Source organism: Mixta sp. BE291 (genome assembly GCF_031457955.1).
Taxonomy (GTDB): domain Bacteria; phylum Pseudomonadota; class Gammaproteobacteria; order Enterobacterales; family Enterobacteriaceae; genus Mixta.
The window spans coordinates 422,976-445,958 of record NZ_JAVDXN010000002.1 but is presented as its reverse complement, the minus strand read 5'-3'; the positions used below and the strand labels follow the sequence as shown (position 1 = coordinate 445,958).

General features: G+C 54.9%; 18 protein-coding genes. 11 read left to right on the top strand and 7 right to left on the bottom strand.

The window, feature by feature from the left end; genetic code table 11:
- The first annotated feature begins 135 nt into the window (after nucleotides 1–135).
- Nucleotides 136–2,085, top strand: a complete 1,950-nt coding sequence (cirA, locus tag J2X14_RS07150) for a catecholate siderophore receptor CirA (RefSeq protein ID WP_352410522.1) — start codon at nucleotides 136–138, stop codon at nucleotides 2,083–2,085.
- 49 nt (nucleotides 2,086–2,134) lie between these two features.
- Here cirA and J2X14_RS07145 read toward each other — a convergent pair whose 3' ends face one another.
- Complete coding sequence (locus J2X14_RS07145; protein WP_352410521.1) at nucleotides 2,135–3,004, bottom strand: AraC family transcriptional regulator; 870 nt, start codon at nucleotides 3,002–3,004, stop codon at nucleotides 2,135–2,137.
- A gap of 694 nt (nucleotides 3,005–3,698) precedes the next feature.
- Between J2X14_RS07145 and J2X14_RS07140 the strand changes: the two genes are divergently transcribed.
- Together J2X14_RS07140 and J2X14_RS07135 are read left to right on the top strand one after the other, a co-directional pair.
- A complete protein-coding gene (locus J2X14_RS07140; protein WP_352410520.1) occupies nucleotides 3,699–4,718 on the top strand; it encodes a Gfo/Idh/MocA family protein in 1,020 nt (339 codons plus the stop codon).
- A gap of 98 nt (nucleotides 4,719–4,816) precedes the next feature.
- Nucleotides 4,817–5,758 carry a sugar phosphate isomerase/epimerase family protein gene (locus tag J2X14_RS07135; protein WP_352410519.1) on the top strand — a complete coding sequence of 314 codons (942 nt, stop codon included), beginning with the start codon at nucleotides 4,817–4,819 and terminating at the stop codon, nucleotides 5,756–5,758.
- 115 nt (nucleotides 5,759–5,873) lie between these two features.
- Here J2X14_RS07135 and fghA read toward each other — a convergent pair whose 3' ends face one another.
- From fghA to ptrR, 3 genes are read right to left on the bottom strand one after another with little or no spacing between them, the layout of a single operon-like run.
- Nucleotides 5,874–6,716, bottom strand: coding sequence for an S-formylglutathione hydrolase (gene fghA / locus J2X14_RS07130; RefSeq protein WP_352410518.1), 843 nt, complete (start codon nucleotides 6,714–6,716; stop codon nucleotides 5,874–5,876).
- A gap of 12 nt (nucleotides 6,717–6,728) precedes the next feature.
- Nucleotides 6,729–7,853 (bottom strand): S-(hydroxymethyl)glutathione dehydrogenase/class III alcohol dehydrogenase, encoded by a 1,125-nt coding sequence (locus tag J2X14_RS07125; RefSeq protein ID WP_352410517.1) that lies wholly within the window; start codon nucleotides 7,851–7,853, stop codon nucleotides 6,729–6,731.
- Complete coding sequence (gene ptrR, locus J2X14_RS07120) at nucleotides 7,840–8,760, bottom strand: putrescine utilization regulator PtrR (RefSeq protein WP_352410625.1); 921 nt, start codon at nucleotides 8,758–8,760, stop codon at nucleotides 7,840–7,842. The genes J2X14_RS07125 and ptrR overlap by 14 nt, the downstream gene beginning before the upstream one ends.
- A 121-nt stretch (nucleotides 8,761–8,881) precedes the next feature.
- Here ptrR and J2X14_RS07115 point away from each other — a divergent pair, with 121 nt between their 5' ends.
- The 8 genes from J2X14_RS07115 (at nucleotide 8,882) to J2X14_RS07080 (ending at nucleotide 19,349) form a co-directional block, all read left to right on the top strand.
- Nucleotides 8,882–10,012 (top strand): YbfB/YjiJ family MFS transporter, encoded by a 1,131-nt coding sequence (locus tag J2X14_RS07115; RefSeq protein WP_352410624.1) that lies wholly within the window; start codon nucleotides 8,882–8,884, stop codon nucleotides 10,010–10,012.
- A 134-nt stretch (nucleotides 10,013–10,146) separates the two neighbouring features.
- A complete protein-coding gene (gene folE, locus J2X14_RS07110) occupies nucleotides 10,147–10,812 on the top strand; it encodes a GTP cyclohydrolase I FolE (protein WP_249891575.1) in 666 nt (221 codons plus the stop codon).
- Between the two features lie 40 nt (nucleotides 10,813–10,852).
- On the top strand, nucleotides 10,853–12,016 hold the full coding sequence (yeiB, locus tag J2X14_RS07105) for a DUF418 domain-containing protein YeiB (RefSeq protein WP_352410516.1): 1,164 nt from the start codon (nucleotides 10,853–10,855) through the stop codon (nucleotides 12,014–12,016).
- 155 nt (nucleotides 12,017–12,171) lie between these two features.
- Nucleotides 12,172–13,212 carry an HTH-type transcriptional regulator GalS gene (gene galS, locus J2X14_RS07100; RefSeq protein ID WP_352410515.1) on the top strand — a complete coding sequence of 347 codons (1,041 nt, stop codon included), beginning with the start codon at nucleotides 12,172–12,174 and terminating at the stop codon, nucleotides 13,210–13,212.
- A 329-nt stretch (nucleotides 13,213–13,541) separates the two neighbouring features.
- Nucleotides 13,542–14,537: a galactose/glucose ABC transporter substrate-binding protein MglB gene (gene mglB / locus J2X14_RS07095; protein WP_352410514.1), complete on the top strand. Its 996-nt coding sequence runs from the start codon at nucleotides 13,542–13,544 to the stop codon at nucleotides 14,535–14,537.
- A 67-nt stretch (nucleotides 14,538–14,604) separates the two neighbouring features.
- Entirely contained in the window at nucleotides 14,605–16,122 is a 1,518-nt protein-coding gene (gene mglA, locus J2X14_RS07090; protein ID WP_502889976.1) for a galactose/methyl galactoside ABC transporter ATP-binding protein MglA, read from the top strand.
- Between the two features lie 19 nt (nucleotides 16,123–16,141).
- Nucleotides 16,142–17,152: a galactose/methyl galactoside ABC transporter permease MglC gene (gene mglC, locus J2X14_RS07085; RefSeq protein WP_352410513.1), complete on the top strand. Its 1,011-nt coding sequence runs from the start codon at nucleotides 16,142–16,144 to the stop codon at nucleotides 17,150–17,152.
- A gap of 154 nt (nucleotides 17,153–17,306) precedes the next feature.
- Nucleotides 17,307–19,349 carry an FUSC family protein gene (locus J2X14_RS07080; RefSeq protein ID WP_352410512.1) on the top strand — a complete coding sequence of 681 codons (2,043 nt, stop codon included), beginning with the start codon at nucleotides 17,307–17,309 and terminating at the stop codon, nucleotides 19,347–19,349.
- A 41-nt stretch (nucleotides 19,350–19,390) separates the two neighbouring features.
- On the opposite strand, the gene sanA is transcribed toward J2X14_RS07080, so the two are convergent.
- The 3 genes from sanA to cdd form a co-directional block, all read right to left on the bottom strand.
- A complete protein-coding gene (sanA, locus tag J2X14_RS07075; protein ID WP_352410511.1) occupies nucleotides 19,391–20,104 on the bottom strand; it encodes an outer membrane permeability protein SanA in 714 nt (237 codons plus the stop codon).
- Nucleotides 20,105–20,239: 135 nt separating this feature from the next.
- Nucleotides 20,240–21,937, bottom strand: coding sequence for an NAD-dependent malic enzyme (locus tag J2X14_RS07070; protein WP_352410510.1), 1,698 nt, complete (start codon nucleotides 21,935–21,937; stop codon nucleotides 20,240–20,242).
- A 150-nt stretch (nucleotides 21,938–22,087) separates the two neighbouring features.
- The gene (gene cdd / locus J2X14_RS07065) at nucleotides 22,088–22,978 is read right to left on the bottom strand and encodes a cytidine deaminase (RefSeq protein WP_352410509.1); all 891 of its coding nucleotides are present in this window, start codon (nucleotides 22,976–22,978) and stop codon (nucleotides 22,088–22,090) included.
- Nucleotides 22,979–22,983 lie beyond the last annotated feature (5 nt).

The window sequence follows — 22,983 nt, the reverse complement described above, 5'->3', positions numbered from 1 at the left end:
CTGGTGAATAACGCCGCAGGCAAATGGCATTAAGCCAGCCAACAGGCGGTAAATAAAAACTTTGGTGATTAGATATCGCCCTTTTATGTGAGCAACACATTTAAATCTTGTTATTTTGACCTCATGGAGAGAAGTATGTTTCGCTTAAATGCTGTGATGCGGGCGGGTATTTGTACCTCCGCTTTGGTACTGACGTTGCCTGTTTATGCAGCCGGAGAAGATAGCGGCGACACAATGGTGGTAACCGCCTCGGCGAATGAAATTAATTTACAGGACGCGCCAGCCAGCATCAGCGTTATCACCAGCGAAGAGATCAAACGTAAGCCGGTACAAAACCTGCGCGAGGTGTTACGCGAAGTGCCGGGCGTGCAGTTAACTGATGAAGGGGATAACCGCAAAGGCATCAGCCTGCGTGGCCTGAGCAGCAGCTATACGCTGATTTTGATCGACGGTAAACGCGTTAATTCACGCAATGCGGTATTCCGCCATAACGATTTCGATCTGAACTGGATTCCGGTCGATGCCATTGAGCGCATCGAAGTGGTACGCGGCCCGATGTCCTCACTGTATGGTTCTGATGCGCTGGGCGGCGTGGTGAATATTATTACCCGCAAGGTCGGCAAGGCCTGGCACGGCACCCTGAGCGCCGATACCACGCAGCAGGAGCATCGCGATCGCGGCAACAGCTATAACGGCAACTTCTTCACCAGCGGCCCGGTGATCGACGATCTGCTCGGGGTGAAAGTTTACGGCAGCCTCGGCAAGCGCGAAAAAGATGACGCGCCTGCCAACGAAGACGATTCAGCGCGTATCGAAGGCTATACCGCGCGTAACGGCAGCGCCGAATTTACCCTGACGCCGGACGATCGCCAGGAGATCGGCTTCGGTTACGGTTTCGATCGTCAGGATCGCGATTCCGATTCGCTGGATAAAAATCGCCTTGAGCGTCAAAACTACAGCCTGAGCCATAACGGCCGCTGGGGTTTCGGCAATACCGAACTGCGCTTTTATGGCGACAAGATCGATAACTACTCCAGCGATACCATCACCTCGCGTAATAACAGCCTCGACGGCAAGCTGGTTCTGCCGCTGATGGATATTAATCAGCTGCTGACCTTTGGCGGCGAATGGCGTCACGATAAGTTAACCGACTCGCTTAATCTGAAGAGCAGCGGCAGCACCTCTGCGAGCCAGTATGCGCTGTTTGTGGAAGATGAGTGGCGCGTGCTGGAGTCGCTGGCTTTGACCGGCGGCGTGCGCATGGACGATCACGAAACCTTTGGCGACCACTGGAGCCCGCGTGTATATCTGGTCTGGAACGCCACCGACACGGTCACGGTAAAGGGCGGCTGGGCCAACGCGTTTAAAGCGCCATCGCTGTTGCAGCTTAGCCCTGACTGGCAGAGCAACTCCTGTCGCGGCGGTTGCTCTATTATCGGCAGCAAGGATTTGAAACCGGAAACCAGTGAAAGCTTTGAGCTGGGTATCTATTATCGCGGCGAGGAAGGCTTGCTGGATGGCGTGACCGGCAGCGTGACCGCTTTCCAGAACAACCTGGACGATATGATCGGCATTGCGCGTACGTCAGACAAAGCGCTGGCGCCGGGCTACAGCAACTATGTCGGCATGAATGCCGATGGTAATCCGGTGTTCCGTTATTACAACGTTAATAAAGCGCGCATTACCGGGCTGGAAACCGAGCTGAAAGTGCCGTTCAACGATAGCTGGAAGCTGACGCTGAACTATACCTATACCGATGGACGTGACCTGAGCAACGGCGGTAATAAACCGCTGCAGGAACTGCCGCTGCATACCGCCAACGGCACGCTTGACTGGACGCCGGTGACCGACTGGAACGTTTATGTGCAGGCTAACTATTCCGGCCAGCGCCGCACGTTAAATAATGACGGCGTAACGCCTGGCGGTTATGTGATCTGGAATACCGGCGGCAGCTGGCAGGCGACCAAAGCGGTTAAACTGCGCGCCGGCGTGCAGAACCTGCTGGATAAAGATTTCAGCCGCGATGATTATGGCTATAACGAAGATGGCCGCCGCTATTTCGTGGCGATGGACTACAGCTTCTGATAAAAAAGGGCGGCTTGCGCCGCCCTGATTGAAATGCCCCCTTCACCCGTCAGGATTGTATCTGCCCCGTCAGCCAGTACTTTTTATAGCGCGCCGGTGGGATACCGACCAGGTTTAGAAATATCCGATGGAAATTATTAACGTTATCGTACCCTACCGCCCAGGCGACTTCTTTTACCCCTAAATCGGTGCTGAGCAATAACGACTGCGCTTCACCTATACGTCGTCTGGTCTGATATTGTTTAGGTGAATAACCTGAATAATCTTTAAACGCGTGGGAAAGATAGTAGGGGTTCGCGTTCAGCGCGGCATTTATCGATTTAAGCGAAATGTCACTCTTATAGCGCTCATCAATATAATTTTTAACCCGCTGGCCTAATAACAGGCTGGCAAAAGTATCGTGTTGTTGATGCTTAAGCCAGATACTCCGGCAGAGCAGCAGCAAAGCGCTGAGTAAGTGGCGCGTGATTTCGCGACCGTATTGCTGTTTTTGGGCTACCTGTCGCCATATATGATCAAAAATGGCGCGGATTTCAGCATAGGAATCGCCACTGGGCATCACCGCCGTTTGCGCACGTGCAGTAAGATAATTCACCGGTAGTCCAACAAATTTTAGCTGCTCAATGCCGCAGCTGTATATCAGTAACGCATCTGAAGCCTGCGGGTTTTCATCATGCAGCACTTCGGCATTAAATAAAAGAATGTCGCCGCGCTTAACGCTATAGTTTTTGCCATCAATATTATAGTTTCCCGAACCTTCGCAAACGAACATCAGTTCGCAACGATCGCTATGCTGATGCATGATGCGGGGAATTGCCGCCTCACGGCCTTCGGCTTTGCAAATAAAAGAGAGGTAAGGAGGCGTGTCATTTTCAAAACCATATGACAAAGGCGACTGATTAATACAGTAGGTCGGCATAATAACTCCATTAAGGCGCGGGTTATTATCACCGCCCGACGCGATACACGTTATATAGTCAGCTCAGGACATGGGTTACAGAATGTTTATATATAACAGGCTGTCTGTAAGGATCGGCGAAAATTTATTATCAGCCCGCCAGCTAAGCAGAAAATTTTGATTGTCATCACATTTTCGGGCTGCATGGCGGTCACGCGCTGGCGCGTCATCCGACGTTGATAGCAACCTGATGTCAGCTTTTGCATGGCGATAGCGTACGGCGGCCGAAAAGCCCTCTGATTGATCAGCGTAAATATGCATTCTGCGAAAATCATCAAAACATTATTTCTGCGGCCGGATAGTGAATATGAAATTAAGCGGCGTGAAATTATTCTCACCGCGTAGGAAGCAGGGTGTAAGGCCGCAGGCGGAAATAATCATCAGCGATAAAAGTTATTGCCAGAAAAGGCTTTTTTAGCATGTATTCAATCTTGCTTTGTCAATTGGTCTGTAAGTATTACTGTGATCTGGTTTGCATGATAAAAGCCGATTCCATACGAATTTGTGATCTGTAACACGCATAAAAAAGTTGCTGCGCCCATGATAGTTTTCCGTTTTATTTTTTGCTGTACCGTTGGCGCAACGCTAGGCACCAATGAATAGTTATTTTCCACGCTCTCTTCTGTTTAATGATTTGACCATGAAGGATACGTTGATGACGGTAAATATCGGTATTATCGGCTTAGGTATGATTGGGCAGGATCACCTTAAACGCCTTAATCATACTGTTTCGGGCGCGCAGGTAACGGCGGTTTGCGATATCAATCACGCCATGGCGGATAATACCGCTGCTGAATATAGCGCCGCCGCTTTTTATCATGCCGACGATTTAATTAATTCGCCGCTGGTTGATGCGGTTTTTATTTGCTCCATCGGGCCTGCGCACAAGGCGCAAATACTTTCTGCTTTCAGGGCGGGTAAGCCGGTTTTTTGCGAGAAGCCGCTGACGCCGACGGCAGATGAGGCCCAAGCCATTATTGATGCGGAAGTAGCATCGGGCAAACGCCTGTTGCAATTAGGTTTTATGCGCCGTTTCGATCCCGGCTATCAGGCGCTTAAACAGGCTATTCAAGGCGGGGAATTGGGCAATATATTATTAATGCACTGCGCGCATCGTAATCCTGCGGTGCCTGAGAGCTATACCACGGAAATGGCAATTAATGATTCCGCTACGCATGAGATCGATATTATCCGTTACCTGCTGAATGAAAATATTGTTGCGGTACGAGTTGATAAACCCGCGAAAAAGAGCCGACGCGCCTGTGCGCATTTGCGGGATCCGTTGATCGTTATTTTTGAAACAGAGTCAGGGGTGCGTATTGATGATGAGCTCTTTGTTAACTGTGATTACGGCTATGACATTCGCTGTGAAGTGGTTGGGGAAAATGCCATAGCGGGATTAACCGAACAGGCAGCGACCTGGACGCGCGCTTCGACAGGGTTGAGCCATGCGATTTCCCGTTCCTGTATGGAACGATTTGCCATCGCCTACGATCGGGAAGTTCAGTGTTTTATCGATCATGTTTCCCGCAGCGCTGCGCTATCTGGCCCCTCCGCCTGGGACGGTTATATGGTCGCGCTGGTGTGCGATGCCGGGCTGGCCTCGCTTAAAACGGGTCAACGACATGACGTGGCCCTCCCTGTTTGTCCCGCGCTCTATTTACCCGCGCTGTAAAGGGATGCCTGGCGGGCAGCCGACAAAAACGCGTGTGGTCTGTCAGGCGTTAATTAAAAAACTTACCCGTTCACTGTCTGTTAAATAAAGGGGATAGCATGAAACTCGCGCTCTGTACGGATGTGCTTGCTGGACTTTCGTTCCCGGCGATGCTGGATAAAGTGAAAAGCTACGGTATTACCGGGGTGGAAATGACAGCGGGCGGCTGGTCGCCGTGTCCGCACGTCAATACCGCAGCGCTACTGGCCTCGGTGCAGGAGCGCGATGGTTTTCGCGCCGAGCTTGCCAGGCGGGATATGAATATCGTGGCGCTAAACTGCTCCGGTAATCCCCTGGCACCCGGCGAGCTGGGCGAAAAATATACGCACAGCAGCTATCAAACCCTGGCGCTGGCCGGGAAGCTGGGTGTTAAGAAAATTGTGATGATGAGCGGTCTGCCCGGCGGAGGGCCGGAAGATCGCATACCGAACTGGATAACCTCAACCGTTTCCTGGCCCGATTACATGCCGGGCGTGATTGACTATCAGTGGAATGCGGTGGCGATCCCCTGGTGGCGAAAGTTTGCGCACGAGGCCAGACAGCAGGGCGTAGAGCAAATCGCGCTGGAGGCGTTTCCAGGTCAGCTGGTTTATAACCCCTCCACGCTGCTGCGTCTGCGTCACGCGGTGGGCGATATCATTGGTATAAATCTCGATCCTTCGCATCTGATGGTAATGGGAGCCGATCCGATTGCCGCCGTGCGTAAGCTGGAGGGGGCAATTTTTCATGTGCATGGCAAAGATGCCCGTATTGAGCGTGGACTGGCGGAGGTGGATGGCCTGCTGGACTATCAGCCCGTCACCGCTACGCGTACGCGCAGCTGGAACTATGTTGCGGTCGGCTGCGGCAAAGATCTGCAATGGTGGAAAGAATTTTTCTCGGTATTACGTATGAGCGGCTATGACGGCGACGTCGCGCTGGAAATGGAAGATTTAACCATGAGCGTGGAGGCAGGGTTACAAACCTCTATCGAGGCGCTTAACGCCACGCTGAGCCGTTAGCCCGGTTTGCTGCAGGCGTTCTTTGCCGATCCGCAGTGCCATGCTCGCCGGTGCGGCAGCAAGCAGCCTGCTACAGCGCAGGTGATAAAAAAGGGCGGCTTGCGCCGCCCCTGATTTATGCCAACAAATGCTGCGCATGAAAGCGCAAATGATCCTCAACAAACGAGGAGATAAAGAAATAGCTGTGATCATAACCCGGCTGAATACGCAGCGTCAGCGGCCAGTCACGCTGCTGCGCTATCGCTTCCAGCTGTTCAGGCTGCAGCTGATCGGCCAGGAACTGATCGCTGTCGCCCTGATCGATCAGCAACGGCAGCGGCTGCTGCGCCTGTTGCATCAGCCAACAGCTGTCATATTGCCGCCACTGTTCACGATCGTCGCCTAAATAAGCGCTGAACGCTTTCTGGCCCCACGGCACCGCGCACGGATTAACAATCGGCGCGAAGGCGGAGGCAGAGGCATACTTCTGCGGATTACGCAGCGCCAGCATCAGCGCGCCGTGACCGCCCATCGAATGTCCCATCACCGCCTGGCGATCGCTCACCTTAAAGCTGGCGGCAATCAGCGCGGGCAGCTCTTCGTTAATGTAATCGTACATATGGAAATTGTGCCGCCACGGTTCCTGCGTGGCATTCAGATAAAAGCCCGCGCCCTGTCCCAGGTCGTAGGCTTCATCATTTGGCACCTCAGCGCCGCGTGGGCTGGTATCAGGCATCACCAGCACCAGACCCAGCTCCGCCGCCACGCGCTGCGCGCCCGATTTAACGGCAAAATTTTCATCGGTGCAGGTCAGCCCCGCCAGGCACCAAACCACCGGCGGCGGTGCTTCGCCCTGCGGGCCCGGCAGAAAAATGCCGAACGTCATATTGCAGCCCAGCACCGACGAATGATGCCGCCAGCGCTGTTGCCAGCCACCAAACAGGCGATGTTCTTCCAGTAATTCCAGCGTCGTTGGCATGATGGCTCCCGTTTATTTACTGAAATGCACCACGGAGCGGATCGACTTGCCTTCATGCATCAGCTCAAACGCGTCGTTAATCTCTTCCAGCGGCATGGTGTGGGTAATAAAATCGTTGAGCTCGAATTTACCGTCAAGGTAATCCTGCACGATGCCCGGCAGCTGCGAACGACCTTTCACGCCGCCAAAAGCGGAGCCGCGCCAGACGCGTCCGGTTACCAGCTGGAAAGGACGGGTGGAGATCTCTTCGCCCGCGCCAGCCACGCCGATAATCACCGACTCGCCCCAGCCTTTGTGGCAGCACTCCAGCGCGGAACGCATCACGTTAACGTTGCCGATACACTCAAAGGAATAGTCTACGCCGCCGTCGGTCATCTCAACGATCACGTCCTGAATCGGCTTATCATAATCTTTCGGGTTAACCAGATCGGTTGCACCCAGCTTGCGCGCCAGATCAAACTTGCTGGTATTGATGTCGATGGCAATAATGCGGCCCGCTTTCGCCATCTTCGCCCCGATAATCGCTGACAGACCAATGCCGCCCAGACCGAAGATCGCCACGGTATCGCCTTCTTTGACTTTAGCGGTATTCATCACCGCGCCCATGCCGGTGGTGACGCCGCAGCCCAGCAGGCAGACTTCTTCCAGCGGCGCTTCTTTGCTGATTTTAGCCAGCGAAATCTCCGGCACGACGGTGTACTCAGAGAAGGTCGAGGTGCCCATGTAGTGGAAAATTGGCTGACCGTCTTTAAAGAAACGGGTGGTGCCGTCCGGCATCAGGCCTTTGCCCTGCGTGGTACGAATCGCCTGACACAGGTTGGTTTTGCCAGAGAGGCAGAACTTACACTTGCCGCATTCCGGGGTGTAGAGCGGAATCACATGATCGCCGACCGCGACGCTGGTTACGCCTTCGCCGACCGCTTCCACAATCCCGCCGCCTTCGTGGCCGAGAATGGCTGGGAACACCCCTTCAGGATCCTTGCCCGACAGCGTATACGCATCGGTGTGGCAAACGCCGGTGGCGACGATACGCACCAGGACTTCACCTTTTTGCGGCGGCATCAAATCCACTTCTTCAATTTTCAGCGGTTCGCCTGCGGCCCAGGCAACGGCGGCACGGGTTTTAATCATTTCCATTTATCAGCTCCAAAGGATGCATCAGTTCATCATTAACGGGTTTGTCGTCAAACTGTTCAATAATCAGGTATTTCAGCGCTTCCACATTGGGGGTAAACGCATCACGCCGCCAGATTAACCAGGTGGCGGTATCGGCAAACTTCGGCGGCAAAACGTGCGCCTGTACCCGCTCGCGGGCGGGCATCTGCGCCAGCACCGACTGCGGAATCAGCGCCACGCCTGCGCCGCTGGCGACGCAGGCCATCATCGCGTGATAGGACTGGATCTCCATGACGTTATGCGGCTGTACGCCGCTGTCGCGGAACCACTCCTCCAGCCGCAGACGATAAGAGCAGCTGGTGCGAAACGCGAAAACCGTATCGCCGCTGGCGTCAGCCGCGCTGTGAATCGGCGCGTGATCGGCGCTGGAAATCAGCATCATCTGCTCGCGAAAGGCAATGCAGCCGTTCAGCTCGTCATAGTTAACCGGGCCATCAACCAGCGCCGCCGCCAAAGTGCCTTCGCGCACGCGGTCGATAATTTCCCCGGAGGTGCCGGTAATTAGCGAAAGCGCCACCGCCGGATAGCGTTGGTGATAGGCGGCCAGCAGGTTCGGCAGGCGCGTGGCGGCGGTGCTTTCCATCGAGCCGAGGGCGAAGTTGCCGCCAGGCTCGCCGGTGCGCGCCATGCTCAATGCCTCTTCGCTCAGCGCTAAAATACGCTGGGCGTAACAGAGGAAATTATGGCCCATCGGCGACAAACGCAGACGTTGTTTTTCACGAATAAACAGATCAACCCCGATCTCCTGCTCCAGCTGGCGCAGACGCGTGGTTAAATTAGAAGGGACACGATGCAACTGTTCTGCGGCGCGCGCCACCGAACCGGTTTCGGCGACCAGGCAGAACATGCGTAACTGGACTAAATCCATCTGTTCTCTTACCGTAATCAACTTGGTTATAAACATTCACTTTTCGTGAGTTTAAACTGCAGGCACGATGGACGCAACCGTTCAGTGGCAAAAGGTTATGGCGAATATGGAAAATCGGGGCATGAAGGCAGGGCGCATTGCGCTCAGCGCGCTGCTGTCATTGGTAGTGGCAATGGGCATTGGGCGTTTTGCCTTTACGCCGCAGGTGCCGCTGATGATTGCAGAACATCAGCTCACGCTAACCAGCGCCAGTCTGGTCGCGGCACTTAATTACCTGGGTTATTTATGCGGCTCGTTTGATGCGATGCGCGCGCGCCAGCGCGTGGAAGGGCGGTTGCAGGCGGGCGTATGGGGCGCGGTGGCGCTGACGCTGCTTTCCGCATGGGTAAACCATGCCTGGCTACATGGCGTGCTGCGCTTTGTTATCGGCTGGGCCAGCGGCTGGGCGATGGTGCTGGTGGCGGCGTGGTGCGGCGAGCAGCTGCAAAAGCGCAACAGACCGGCGCTGCTGGCGATGGTGTTTGCCGGGCCGGGCGTGGGTATTTTCCTGAGCGGCATGCTGGCAGTGCTGCTGAACCGCTACCACTTTTCTGCGGCAGGCGCCTGGCTGGCCTACGGCGCGCTGGCGCTGTTGCTGATTGCGCCGATTGCGGTGAACCTGCCGCGCCGGGGCGAACTGCACCGACCGGAAACGGCGCCTGCGCCGCTGGTGTTGAACGGCAACCTGAAGCGTCTGGTCTGGAGCTATAGCCTGGCGGGCTTCGGCTATATTTTGCCCGCGACCTTTCTCTCTCAGCTGGCGGCGACGCGTTTTCCTCACAGCCTGGTGGCGCAATTTGTCTGGCCGATCTTTGGCGGCGCGGCGGTCATCGGCATTGCGCTGGGTATTGTCACCCGTCGGCTGGTCGCCACCCATACCCGCCTGGCGCTGGCGCTGTGGATGCAGGCGCTGGGCGTGTTTATCGGCGGGATGATGCCCGGCATCGGCGGTTTACTGTTGGGCGCGTTGTTGACGGGCGGCGGGTTTCTCTGCGTGGTACAGCTGACGCTACAGTGTGGCCGCGAACTGGCGCCACAGCATGCGCGTTATCTGGCGGGCCTGTTGACCACCGGTTATGCCGTTGGGCAGCTGGCAGGGCCGCTGCTCTCTTCGCTTTCCAGCCTGTTTTTGCATCGCCTCGATCCCGCGCTCTATGTGGCCGGCGCGGCGCTGCTGCTGGCTGGCGGCCTGGTATGGCGGCGCGCTGCATGAAGCGATTTCAGCGGCAATGACGCGTATTCGCTGGATAAACCGGGCGGAGTGCTTCAGAATACGCGCTCAGATTATTACCCCGATAACGACCACGTTGGCGATTATCGGCTGTTACACCTGCTGGAGAACATCACATGGCGACGTTAAGTCATGAAGCTGCTCTGGTTCACGAAGCGCTGGTCGCACGTGGACTGGAAACCCCGTTACGTGCGCCCGTACGTGAAATGGATGACGAAACGCGTAAACGGCTGATTGCCGGACATATGACTGAAATCATGCAGCTGCTCAATCTTGATTTAGAAGATGACAGCCTGATGGAAACCCCACACCGCATCGCCAAGATGTATGTTAATGAAATCTTCTCCGGTCTGGATTACGCCAATTTTCCAAAAATCACCCTCATTGAGAACAAAATGAAGGTAGATGAGATGGTGACCGTGCGCGACATCACGCTGACCAGCACCTGTGAGCACCATTTCGTGATTATCGATGGTCAGGCGACCGTGGCCTATATCCCTAAAGATAAAGTGATCGGCCTGTCGAAAATTAACCGCATCGTGCAGTTCTTTGCCCAGCGTCCGCAGGTGCAGGAACGTCTGACGCAGCAGGTATTGATTGCGTTACAAACGCTGCTCGGCACCAATAATGTCGCGGTATCGATCGATGCGGTGCATTACTGCGTTAAGGCGCGCGGCATTCGCGATGCCAACAGCGCCACTACCACTACTTCGCTGGGCGGCCTGTTTAAGTCCAGTCAAAACACGCGCCAGGAGTTTCTCCGTGCGGTGCGTCATAACTAATCTCCTCTGACGGCAGAGGGCAGACGCTGCAGGAACCGGCATGCAACGAAATATCACGCTGGATTTTATTCGTGGTCTCGCCATTCTCGGTATCCTGCTGCTGAATATCAGCGGCTTCGGCCTGCCTTCCGCCGCCTACCTGAATCCCGCCTGGCACGGCCAGCCCTCGCTGAGCGATGCGCTTAGCTGGGCGACGCTCGATCTGCTGGCGCAAAGTAAATTCCTGACGCTGTTTGCGTTGCTGTTTGGCGCTGGCCTGCAAATGCTGCTGCCGCGCGGCAAGCGCTGGCTCCAGGCGCGCTTAAGCTGGCTGGTGATCTTCGGTTTTATTCACGCCATCTTCATGTGGGAAGGGGATATTCTGCTTGCCTACGGCATTATTGGCCTGATCGCCTGGCGTATGATCCGCGATGTGCCCTCGACGCGCTCGCTGTTTAATACCGGCGTGATGCTCTATCTGGTGGGCGTGGGCGTGCTTTTGCTGTTTGGCCTGATCTCCTCGCCGGAACCGGCGCGCTCCTGGCTGCCCGGCGCGGCCGATATTCAGTATGAAACCTTCTGGAAGCTCAACGGCGGATGGGACGCGGTGCAAAACCGCGTTAATCATCTCTCTTCCATGCTGCTGGCGCTGGGTGCGCAGTATGGCTGGCAGCTGGCGGGGCTGATGATGATCGGCGGCGCGCTGATGCGTAACGGCTGGCTGCAGGGGGCTTACAGTCGCCGTCACTATCGCCAAACTGCGGTGATCTTGTTAACCCTCGGCTGGCTGATTCAGCTACCGGCGACGCTGCTGCAATGGCATCTGGAGTGGGCGTTTCGCTGGTCAGGCTTTTATTTGCAGGCACCGCGCGATCTCGCCGCGCCGTTGGTAAGCCTTGGCTATGCCGCGCTATGCTTTGGTTTCTGGCCGCAGTTGGCAAGGCTGAAAATCACTCAGCCCATCTGTTGCGTTGGCCGCATGGCGTTAAGTAACTATCTGCTGCAAACCCTGATCTGTACCACGCTATTCTATCATTTTGGCCTGTTCCTGCATTTCGATCGCCTGCAGCTGCTGATGCTGGTGCCGCCTGTCTGGCTGGCGAACCTGCTGTTCTCAACGCTGTGGCTGCGCCGTTTCCGTCAGGGGCCGCTGGAGTGGCTGTGGCGTAAGCTTACCGGGCTGGCGGCGGGCAAGCCGCTGACTAACGCCCGCCCCGGACAATGACGCCTATCACAATTGTTATAAAATTGTATGTAACCGTTTTCATCAGTGTGACCTGTTTCACGTAGCCCGGCGCGGTTGCCTGCCAGAATAGCCGTCAGCTCTCCAGTCGGCAGGTGAAACATGCAGCACATCTCTCTTATTTCCGGTGATCCATCATGATTACCATTCGTGACGTCGCGCGCATGGCGGGTGTCTCCGTCGCTACGGTTTCCCGCGTGCTGAACAACAGCAGCGCGGTCACCGCTGAAACCCGTGATGTGGTGCAGCAGGCGGTGGATAACTTGGGTTACCGGCCAAACGCCAACGCCCAGGCGCTGGCGACGCAGGTGAGCGACACCATCGGCGTGGTGGTGATGGATGTCTCCGATCCCTTTTTCGGCGCGCTGGTGAAAGCGGTTGATACCGTGGCGCAGCGGGTGCAAAAGCATGTGCTCATCAGTAATTCCTGGCACCAGGAAGAGAAAGAGCGGCACGCTATCGAAGTGTTGATCCGGCAGCGCTGCAACGCGCTGGTGGTGCATTCCAAATCTCTTTCTGACGCTGAGCTGAGCAACTTTATGGATCAGGTGCCGGGCATGGTATTGGTTAACCGTATCGTTCCTGGCTATGAATATCGCTGCGTGGGGCTGGATAACGTCAGCGGTGCGCTGATGGCAACGCGTATGCTGTTGCAGCAGGGGCATACGCGCATTGGCTACCTGGGTTCCAGCCATCCGATTGAAGATGAAGAGCAACGGCGGGCGGGCTGGTTACAGGCGCTGCATGAGCAGGGCATTACGCCACCGGAGGTCTGGATTGGCAGCGGCGAGCCAGATATGCAGGGCGGCGAGGCGGCGATGGTGGAGCTGCTGGGGCGCAATGTACAGCTCACGGCGCTGTTCACCTACAACGATAGCATGGCCACCGGCGCGCTGACCGCGTTAAAAGATAACGGCATTCTGGTGCCGCAGCAGGTTTCCGTTATCGGCTTCGATGATATTCCCATTTCGCGTTATACCGATCCACAGCTGACCACGGTGCGCTATCCCATTGTTTCTATGGCGAAACTGGCCACTGAGCTGGCATTAAAAGGCGCTGCCGGTGAACTGGACGCCAGCGCTGGTCACTGCTTTATGCCAACGCTGGTACGTCGTCATTCGGTGGCGGCGCGGCAAAGTGTGGTGACGATCACCCTTTCAAACGATTCCGCCATGTAACCGTTTTCAATCTGTGAGTAAATTCACAGTTAATTAACATACGCCTCACTATGATAGCTGCGACTTAACGGCGATGAAACATCATGTAACGGTTTTAGCCCACCGGCTGAGGATCTCTACAGCGCGCCGCGCCACTGTTTGGCATTACTTACCAGGAAGCGTTACCGATTAAGGAAGTCAGGTTTTGTGTCAGCAATCCATCGGCTTTGCGTAACGTTTTAATGACCCGCCCAGGCCGATTTTTTCACTGAGTATCCGCGCGCCTCTGTCCACTGGACGGAGGATTTGGATGTAGAACGACCCCTGTAAAAACCGGAGATACTAATATTATGAATAAGAAGGTTTTCACCCTCACAGCCCTGGTTGCCAGCATGATGTTTGGTGCAACGGCGCACGCAGCAGATACCCGTATTGGCGTTACCATCTATAAATATGACGATAACTTTATGTCGATGGTGCGTAAGGATCTGGAGAAAGATGCGCAGGCCGCCGGTGGCGTTCAGCTGCTGATGAATGACTCGCAAAACGACCAGTCAAAACAGAACGATCAGATTGACGTGCTGCTGGCAAAAGGGGTTAAGGCCCTGGCGATTAACCTGGTCGATCCGGCTGCGGCAGGCGTGGTGATTGATAAAGCGCGCAGCAATGACGTACCGGTAGTGTTCTTTAACAAAGAGCCAAGCGCCAAAGTGCTGGCGGGCTACGACAAAGCCTATTACGTGGGGACTGACTCAAAAGAGTCCGGCGTTATCCAGGGACAGCTGATTGAGAAACACTGGAAAGCCACGCCTGCATGGGATCTGAATAAAGATGGTCAGATTCAGTTCGTGCTGCTGAAAGGCGAGCCGGGCCACCCGGATGCCGAAGCGCGTACCAAATATGTGATTGATACGCTGAACAGCAACGGCATCAAAACAGAGCAGCTGGCGATGGACACTGCGATGTGGGATACCGCACAGGCCAAAGATAAAGTTGATGCCTGGCTTTCTGGCCCGAACGCCAACAAAATCGAAGTGGTGATTGCCAACAACGATGCGATGGCGATGGGCGCGGTGGAAGCGCTGAAGGCGCACAACAAATCTTCTATTCCGGTATTTGGCGTCGATGCGCTGCCGGAAGCGTTGGCAATGGTGAAATCGGGCGCGATGGCCGGTACGGTGCTGAACGATGGCGCCAACCAGGCGAAAGCCACCTTTGAACTGGCGCAAAACCTGGCGGCCGGTAAACCTGCGGCGGAAGGCACCAACTTCAAGCTGGAAAATAAAATCGTCCGTATTCCTTACGTGGCGGTAGATAAAGAAAACCTTGCTCAATTCAGTAAATAAACGCAGTCGGGCACAGCATGAGCTGTGCCCTTTTTGCCAGACGCAGATACATTTAGCCAGGTAAATTATGGCCAGTGAAAAAACAGCACAGCATGAATTTTTGCTGGAAATGACCAATATTAATAAGTCATTTCCTGGCGTGAAGGCTTTAGATAATGTCAATCTGAAAGTCCGACCGCATTCCGTTCACGCGCTGATGGGGGAGAATGGCGCAGGTAAATCAACCTTATTAAAATGCCTGTTTGGTATTTACAGTAAGGATAGCGGAAGCATTATTTTTCAGGGGAGAGAAATTAATTTCCATAGCGCGAAAGAAGCGCTGGAAAATGGCGTATCGATGGTGCATCAGGAGTTAAACCTGGTGCTGCAGCGCTCGGTAATGGATAACATGTGGCTTGGCCGTTATCCACGCAAAGGGTTATTTGTCGATCACGATAAAATGTATCGTGACACCAAAGCGATTTTTGACGAGCTGGATATTGATATCGATCCGCGCGATAAAGTGGCGCTGCTTTCCGTTTCGCAAATGCAGATGGTGGAAATTGCCAAAGCATTTTCCTATGACGCCAAAATTGTGATTATGGATGAGCCAACCTCTTCGCTGACTGAGAAAGAAGTTAACCATCTGTTCACCATTATTCGTAAGCTAAAAGATCGCGGCTGCGGCATTGTCTATATCTCACATAAAATGGAAGAGATATTTCAGCTGTGCGATGAAATCACTATTCTGCGCGACGGCCAGTGGATCAACACCCAGCCGCTGGAAGGGCTGGATATGGATAAGATCATCGCCATGATGGTGGGACGTTCGCTGAACCAGCGCTTCCCCGATAAAACCAACGTGCCGGGTGAAGTGATTCTGGAAGTGCGCAACCTGACGTCGCTGCGTCAGCCTTCGATTCGTGATATCTCCTTCGATCTCCATAAAGGGGAAATTCTCGGTATTGCCGGGCTGGTGGGCGCTAAGCGTACCGATATTGTTGAAACGCTGTTTGGTATTCGCGAAAAATCGGGCGGCACCATTAAGCTGCACGGCAAGGCGATTAATAACCACAGCGCCAACGAAGCGATTAATCACGGCTTTGCGCTGGTTACCGAAGAGCGGCGTTCCACCGGGATTTATGCCTATCTGGATATCGGTTTCAACTCATTAATTTCCAATATCCGCCAGTATAAAAATCGCATCGGCCTGCTGGATAATAGCCGTATGAAAAGCGATACCCAGTGGGTAATTGATTCCATGCGGGTAAAAACGCCAGGGCATCACACCTCGATTGGTTCGCTGTCCGGTGGTAACCAGCAGAAAGTGATTATTGGTCGCTGGCTGTTAACCCAGCCGGAGATATTAATGCTGGATGAGCCGACGCGCGGCATTGATGTCGGCGCAAAGTTTGAAATTTATCAGCTTATTTCCGAGCTGGCGAAGCGCGATAAAGGCATCATTATTATCTCTTCCGAAATGCCGGAGCTGTTAGGCATAACTGACCGCATCCTGGTAATGAGTAATGGTCTCGTTGCCGGTATTGTCGAAACCAAAAATACCACGCAGAACGAAATATTACGTTTAGCGTCGTTACACCTTTAACGATGTAAGGGTTGTTACCATGAAAGCTACAACTAAAAAGAATGCGCTGACCTGGTTAAAAGAGGGCGGCATTTATGTGGTATTGCTGGTGCTGCTGGCAATTATCATTTTCCAGGATCCCACTTTTCTCAGCTTAATGAACCTGAGTAATATTCTGACCCAGTCCTCGGTGCGTATTATTATCGCGCTGGGCGTGGCGGGCCTAATTGTTACCCAGGGCACCGACCTCTCCGCCGGACGTCAGGTTGGGCTGGCGGCGGTGGTGGCGGCGACGCTGCTGCAGTCGATGGAAAACGCCAATAAAGTGTTTCCCGGCATGGATACCTTACCGATTCCGCTGGTGATCCTGATTGTTTGCGTAATTGGCGGCCTGATCGGTCTGGTTAACGGCGTGATTATCGCCTACCTGAAGGTGACGCCGTTTATCACCACGCTGGGCACCATGATTATCGTTTATGGTATTAACTCGCTCTATTACGATTACGTGGGCGCCTCGCCGATCGCCGGGTTTGATGCCGGTTTCTCTACCTTTGCCCAGGGCTTCCTGCGCTTTGGTGATTTTAAACTCTCCTACATCACCTTCTACGCCATTATCGCCATCGTGTTTGTTTGGATCCTGTGGAACAAAACGCGCTTCGGTAAAAACATTTTCGCTATCGGCGGCAACCCGGAAGCGGCAAAAGTGTCCGGCGTTAACGTACCTTTTAACCTGATCCTGATTTATGCGCTCTCTGGCGTGTTCTATGCCTTCGGCGGGATGCTGGAAGCGGGCCGTATCGGCAGCGCCACCAATAACCTCGGCTTTATGTATGAGCTGGATGCCATCGCCGCGTGCGTGGTGGGCGGCGTCTCTTTCGCGGGCGGCGTGGGTACCGTGGCTGGCGTGGTGACCGGGGTACTGATCTTTACCGTGATCAACTACGGGCTGACCTATATCGGCGTTAACCCTTACTGGCAGTACATTATCAAGGGCGGCATTATCATTTTCGCCGTCGCGCTGGACTCGTTAAAATATTCACGCAAAAAATAAGTAAACGGGCGGCGGTGAAAACCGCCGCTTCTCTTTTCATCGATAAATTTTTAGCTGCTGCGTAGAAACAATTTGTCTATTTTTAATGAGAGTAACTTTTCCCGCTCTTTGCCAGAATAGCCGCCACATAATGGTGCTACGGTACTCCCCCTAAATGAAGTGGTTTACAACCAGCGCGGTTTTGTTTTCCTGCAAAACCTCTCTCGCCGCGTTTCTCGCTTTATCCATTGCGCTTTTGCTTAACTTTGAAAAACCCGTCTGGGCAGTGACCACGGTATTTGTCACCTCTCAGCTTTATGCCGCCTCGACGCTGTCAAAGTCGATCTTCCGCCTGCTGGGCACACTGCTTGGCGGCCTGTTTATTTTACTGATCTATCCTGAAACGGTGCAGTCGCCGCTGTTTTTCAGCTTTAGCGTCTCGTTGTGGGTGGCGATTTGTCTCTATCTGTCACTGAAAGACCGCACCCCGAAAAGCTATATCTTTATGCTCGCCGGGTACAGCGCGGCCATTATGGGCTTCCCCGAGGTCAGCTCGCCCTATGCCATTACCGGCACGGTGATCTCGCGTCTTGAAGAGATTACGCTCGGTATCATCTGTAGTTCGCTGATCCACCGGCTGATATTACCGGTTCCGATGCACCATCTGCTCAGCCAGAGCGTAAGCAACTGGTATAAAACGGCGCAGAAACTCTGCAACGATTTGATCACCCATACTACCGGGCGGCGCTCGCCCGAGCGGGAAGATATCCTGATTGGTATGGCGAACTACCCGCTGAACGTGGAAACGCTGCTGACCCATTGCATCTACGAAGGCGAAGCCGCGCGCAATGTGATTCGGCTGGTGAGCGTACAGTACAAGCACCTGACTTATCTGCTGCCGACGCTGACCGCCATTGAAACCCGGCTCACGCTGCTGGCCGACCTGAAAATTCCTTTTCCCCCCAGCGTGGCGCATGTTTTTCAGCACTTTCTTTTATGGCTTAACTTTGATGTCTCACGCGATACGGCGGTGATTCAAGCTCTGCTGTCAGAGTGTCAGACCTCGCTGCAGGAGGCGTGGCGGGCAGGGCATATCTCCACCGAAGAAATTTTGCTGTTTACCGGGCTGCTGGAGCGGCTGGCGAATTTTGTTCGTATTGGCGACGCCTGGCACAATGTGACCGCGCGCGCCGCCGATCTCTACAGCGGCAGCGATGCCGTATTATCCCCCAGCAGCGCCAACGTGCGGCATACCGACCGGGGGCTGCTGCTGCTTTCGGCATTGACGGCGTTTATGGCGACATTCCTTTCTTCGCTGTTCTGGATCGGCAGCGGCTGGGCGGATGGCGCCAATGCGCCGTTGATGGCCGCTATCACCAGCTCTTTCTTCGCCAGTATCGATTCGCCGCTGGTGCCCATGCGGCTGTTTATGAAAGGCGTGATAATGGCGTTAGTGATTAGCCTGTTTTATATCGCGCTGCTGATACCGCAAGCCAATACGCTACAGGCGCTGATCATCTGCCTGTTTCCAGGACTCTTTATCCTTGGCCTGATGCTGGTGCGGCCCGCGACCAATTTGATTGGGCTTAGCGTCGCGATTCAGCTGCCTGGGTTTATTGGGCTTAGCCATCACTATGTGCCCAATATGATTGTGACGCTGAATGCGGGCGTCTCCACCCTGACCGGGATCATTATCGCTGTAACCTTGTCGGCGCTGATCAGAAACAAGCGGCCGTCGTGGATAGCCAAACGAGCGGTTACCCTGGGAGTAAGGGATTTGCTGGGATTTGTTAAAGCGGTAGAGCGAAATGCATCCTCACTGCTGATGCGTCAGCATTTTATTATGCGTATGCTCGATCGGGTGAATATTATTCTGCCGCGCAAACGTCTCGATCCCGATGCGGAACTGAATGCGGCGGGGGATCTGATTGCTGAAACCTGGATCGGCGCCAACTGTTATGACTTCTATGCGCGTTATCACAGCGAATTACAGCAGCATCAAATTTATAGCGCCCAGATGTTTCATGAGCTGAGCCTGTATTTGCGCCGCAAAATGCGTCAGCTGGCTACCCAGCCGCATCCGGAGCTACTGGATGAGCTGAATAACCTGTTGAAAAAGCTGGAGAAGCTGGCGCTTACGCATCCGGAAACCTTCGCGGCTATGGTGCATCTGTTTAATATTCGCGTTTCGCTTTATCCCCATCAGCGCTGGTTCTGACAGAGATTTAGCCGAAAAACAAGCGCGCGCTCGGCGTTCCGCTAGCGCTTTTGCTCCAGCTCCAATAGCTGTTCCGGCGTGACTGCCGGATAGCTTTGCGCGTCCTGCGGCACTTCATGTACCGCCGGGATCGGCACCAGCGGGCCGAGGAAGCGCGGCTCGCGCTTCATGATATAGAGATCGACCAGCGCACCGAGGCGGGCGGCCACTTCGCGTGCGCGTACCGTCAGCATATTTTTCGGCGAAGGCACCGCGTAACACTGTGCCTGAATGCCCATATGCAAAGCGATAAACAGCGCGCGCTCGCAGTGGAAGCGCTGGGTGATAATAATAAAATCGTTGGTATCAAACACCTTGCGGGTGCGCACAATCGAATCCAGGGTACGGAACCCAGCATAATCCAGCACGATATCGGTTGGGTTGACGCCAGCGGCGATCAGATCGCGGCGCATGGTCATGGGCTCGTTGTAGCTCTGCAGCGCATTATCGCCGCTCAGCAGCAGATAGTTAACTTTGCCGCTGTTGTAGGCGTTCAGCGCGCCCTGAATGCGGTAATGGTAATACTGATTGAGCACGCCGGTACGATAATATTTGGCGGTGCCAAGCACCACGCCCACCTGACGATGCGGCAGCGAGGTCAGATCGTCATAAATCCACGGTGCCGTTTTCCAGGCGATCCAGCGGTCGAGGCCGAGCGCGGTCAGGATCATCAACAGCAGAATGATAATCAGACCATATGTCATGCGTTTCAACATGTTCGGCGTTGCTCTGGATGGGGCGGAAAGAATGCTTCAAGGCTACTTGAGGCGTTAACGCGAAGCAAGCGCGCGCCGGTCAGGCGCGGCTTTTTTAGCCAATCTCCGCCACGCTGTGGGCGGAGAGGCCGCGGTTTAAATCGAGGTACGACGATAGTTGCGGTACTGCGGCATCCAGAAGTTATTCGCGATGGCTTTGGAAAGCACATCTTCTGAGGTAACCACCGCCACGCCGGCCAGCTGCGCCGCCTTACCGACCGCCATCGCGATCACTTTCGATACGCCCTGGATATCTTTAATTTCCGGCAGCACCGGGCCTTCGCCTTCGTTCACCAGCGGCGAGCAGTCCGCCAGCGCGCGGCTGGCCGCCATCAGCATGCTGTCAGTTACGCGCGTTGCGCCGGAGGCGATCACCCCAAGGCCCACGCCCGGGAAGATATAGGAGTTGTTGCACTGGGCGATCGGATAGGTTTTGCCCTGCCAGGTGACCGGCGCAAACGGGCTGCCGGTAGCGACCAGCGCCGCGCCGTCGGTCCAGCTCAGCAGATCGGCCGGCGTTGCCTCAACGCGTGACGTCGGGTTGGAGAGCGGCATCACGATAGGGCGCGCACAGTGTTTATGCATCTCGCGGATGATTTCTTCGCTGAACAGGCCTGGCTGGCCCGATACGCCAATCAAAATATCCGGTTTGGCATTGCGCACCACGTCCATCAGTGAGATGGAATCGCTGGCGAGATCCCAGTCGCTGAGGTTTTCGCTTTTCTGCACCAGCTTGCTCTGGAAACTCAGCAGGTTGGGCAGTTTATCGGTCAGCAGACCAAAACGATCCACCATAAAGACTTTGGCGCGCGCTTCTTCATCGCTTAAGCCTTCCGATTTCATCTGGGCGATAATCTGCTCGGCGATGCCGCAGCCTGCCGAACCCGCGCCGAGGAACACCACGTTTTGATCGCGCAGGCGATTACCGGCTGCGCGGCTGGCGGCGATCAGCGTGCCCAGCGTCACCGAGGCGGTGCCCTGAATATCATCATTAAAGCAGCAGAGCTGATCGCGATAGCGCTCCAGCAGCGGCATCGCATTCTTTTGGGCAAAATCTTCGAACTGCAACAGCACGTTCGGCCAGCGGCTGCGCACCGCCTGAATAAACTCATCGACAAAGCGATCGTACTCTTCGCCGGTGATACGCGGATGACGCCAGCCCATATAAAGCGGATCGTTCAGCAGTTGCGGATTGTTGGTGCCGACATCCAGCACCACCGGCAGGGTGTAAGCCGGGCTGATGCCGCCGCAGGCGGTATAGAGCGACAGTTTACCGATAGGAATGCCCATGCCGCCGATGCCCTGATCGCCAAGGCCCAGAATGCGCTCGCCGTCGGTGACCACGATCACTTTTACATTCTGTTTGGTGGCGTTTTGCAGCATATCTTCAATGCTGGCGCGATTCGGATAGGAGATAAACAAACCGCGGGCGCGACGATAGATTTCCGAAAAGTGTTCGCAGGCGGCACCCACCGTTGGGGTGTAAATAATCGGCATCATCTCTTCCAGATGATTGTCCAGCAGACGATAGAACAGCGTTTCGTTGGTGTCCTGAATATTGCGCAGGTAGACGTGCTTATCGTTATTGTTTTTAAAATCCTGGAACTGGCGCCAGGCGCGCTCCGCCTGTTCCTCGATGGTTTCCACGGTTTCCGGCAGCAGGCCATTAAGGTTAAAGTCGTTGCGCTCCTCAATCGTAAAGGCGCTGCCTTTGTTCAGTAGCGGAAATTCCAGCAGAATGGGACCAGCGTAGGGAATATAAAGCGGACGTTTACTCTCGTAATCGAGTTCCATGCAGTGTTTGCTCCGGTTGCAGGCACGTTCTCTCTGGAAGTGGCCAGTGTTTTTATCACGATAAGGGATGCCACGATCCTAAGAAAATTCTCGCAGAAGTACAGCTTTTGTTGGCTTTCGACCACAAAAGCTGACACTTTCCGGCGGACGTTACGCTTTTTGTAGCGTGACGGTGTGCAGTGTTGCGCAGCCCAGCGCCTGAAGGGTGGCGGCAGTGGCAGGCTGCTGCTGTAGTCGCGCATCGGCATGTTCCGCCAGCACGGCACGCACAATCTGCTGACAGCTTTCACCCTGCATATTCAGCAGAATCAGCGCCGCCTGCAGTGGGGGCAGGCTGGGGTTAAAGGCAGCGTTTTCGATATAGCCGCCATGATAGATTGCGCCGCTGGCGCTTTCCAGCGCGACGCCGCTGTGCGCCTGGCTGTAAGGGGCGTGGCTGCGATTGGCGGCGGCGATGGCTGCCTGTGCCAACGCATCGCCTGACGCGGCATAGCCATGATCGACCTTATCCATGACCAGCGTGGAAATGTGCAAATCACGCGGGCCAAACGAGTCCGGCAGATAATCGCCCAGCGTGGCGACCGGGCGGCCTGGCAAACTAATGCGCAGCGCCGTGCCGCTATTCAGCTCGTTCATAAACTGGCGGCAGTGGCCGCAGGGCGTGTAGTTTACGGTAATGGTTTGCAGGCTGCTTTCGCCACGCAGCCAGGCGTGGGTGACCGCGCTCTGTTCAGCATGTACCGTCTGCTGCATGGTGGCGCCGCTGAATTCCATATTGGCACCCAGATACCAGTGGCCGCTGATGCCGCGCGCGACGGCTCCGACATTAAACTGTGACAGCGGCGTAACGGCACAGGCGGCCGCCAACGGCAATAGCGCCAGCGCTAAAGCGTCGGCGTCCAGGCCGCTTTGCTGGCATAAATCATTGACCTGGTCGGGCGTAAAAAAAGCGGCAAAATCCTCCGCATCAAGCATGGGGAGCAGCGCGGTCTGAAGTTCAGCCGCTAAGTCGGCAAAGGCCGGGCGAAAACGTGGATGCATTGCAT

What these genes read in the sequence shown, in the direction of transcription:
- cirA (WP_352410522.1), top strand. Translation starts at nt 136, where the DNA reads ATGTTTCGCTTAAATGCTGTGATGCGGGCGGGTATTTGTACCTCCGCT.
- J2X14_RS07145 (WP_352410521.1), bottom strand. Translation starts at nt 3,004, where the DNA reads ATGCCGACCTACTGTATTAATCAGTCGCCTTTGTCATATGGTTTTGAA.
- J2X14_RS07140 (WP_352410520.1), top strand. Translation starts at nt 3,699, where the DNA reads ATGACGGTAAATATCGGTATTATCGGCTTAGGTATGATTGGGCAGGAT.
- J2X14_RS07135 (WP_352410519.1), top strand. Translation starts at nt 4,817, where the DNA reads ATGAAACTCGCGCTCTGTACGGATGTGCTTGCTGGACTTTCGTTCCCG.
- fghA (WP_352410518.1), bottom strand. Translation starts at nt 6,716, where the DNA reads ATGCCAACGACGCTGGAATTACTGGAAGAACATCGCCTGTTTGGTGGC.
- J2X14_RS07125 (WP_352410517.1), bottom strand. Translation starts at nt 7,853, where the DNA reads ATGGAAATGATTAAAACCCGTGCCGCCGTTGCCTGGGCCGCAGGCGAA.
- ptrR (WP_352410625.1), bottom strand. Translation starts at nt 8,760, where the DNA reads ATGGATTTAGTCCAGTTACGCATGTTCTGCCTGGTCGCCGAAACCGGT.
- J2X14_RS07115 (WP_352410624.1), top strand. Translation starts at nt 8,882, where the DNA reads ATGAAGGCAGGGCGCATTGCGCTCAGCGCGCTGCTGTCATTGGTAGTG.
- folE (WP_249891575.1), top strand. Translation starts at nt 10,147, where the DNA reads ATGGCGACGTTAAGTCATGAAGCTGCTCTGGTTCACGAAGCGCTGGTC.
- yeiB (WP_352410516.1), top strand. Translation starts at nt 10,853, where the DNA reads ATGCAACGAAATATCACGCTGGATTTTATTCGTGGTCTCGCCATTCTC.
- galS (WP_352410515.1), top strand. Translation starts at nt 12,172, where the DNA reads ATGATTACCATTCGTGACGTCGCGCGCATGGCGGGTGTCTCCGTCGCT.
- mglB (WP_352410514.1), top strand. Translation starts at nt 13,542, where the DNA reads ATGAATAAGAAGGTTTTCACCCTCACAGCCCTGGTTGCCAGCATGATG.
- mglA (WP_502889976.1), top strand. Translation starts at nt 14,605, where the DNA reads ATGGCCAGTGAAAAAACAGCACAGCATGAATTTTTGCTGGAAATGACC.
- mglC (WP_352410513.1), top strand. Translation starts at nt 16,142, where the DNA reads ATGAAAGCTACAACTAAAAAGAATGCGCTGACCTGGTTAAAAGAGGGC.
- J2X14_RS07080 (WP_352410512.1), top strand. Translation starts at nt 17,307, where the DNA reads ATGAAGTGGTTTACAACCAGCGCGGTTTTGTTTTCCTGCAAAACCTCT.
- sanA (WP_352410511.1), bottom strand. Translation starts at nt 20,104, where the DNA reads ATGTTGAAACGCATGACATATGGTCTGATTATCATTCTGCTGTTGATG.
- J2X14_RS07070 (WP_352410510.1), bottom strand. Translation starts at nt 21,937, where the DNA reads ATGGAACTCGATTACGAGAGTAAACGTCCGCTTTATATTCCCTACGCT.
- cdd (WP_352410509.1), bottom strand. Translation starts at nt 22,978, where the DNA reads ATGCATCCACGTTTTCGCCCGGCCTTTGCCGACTTAGCGGCTGAACTT.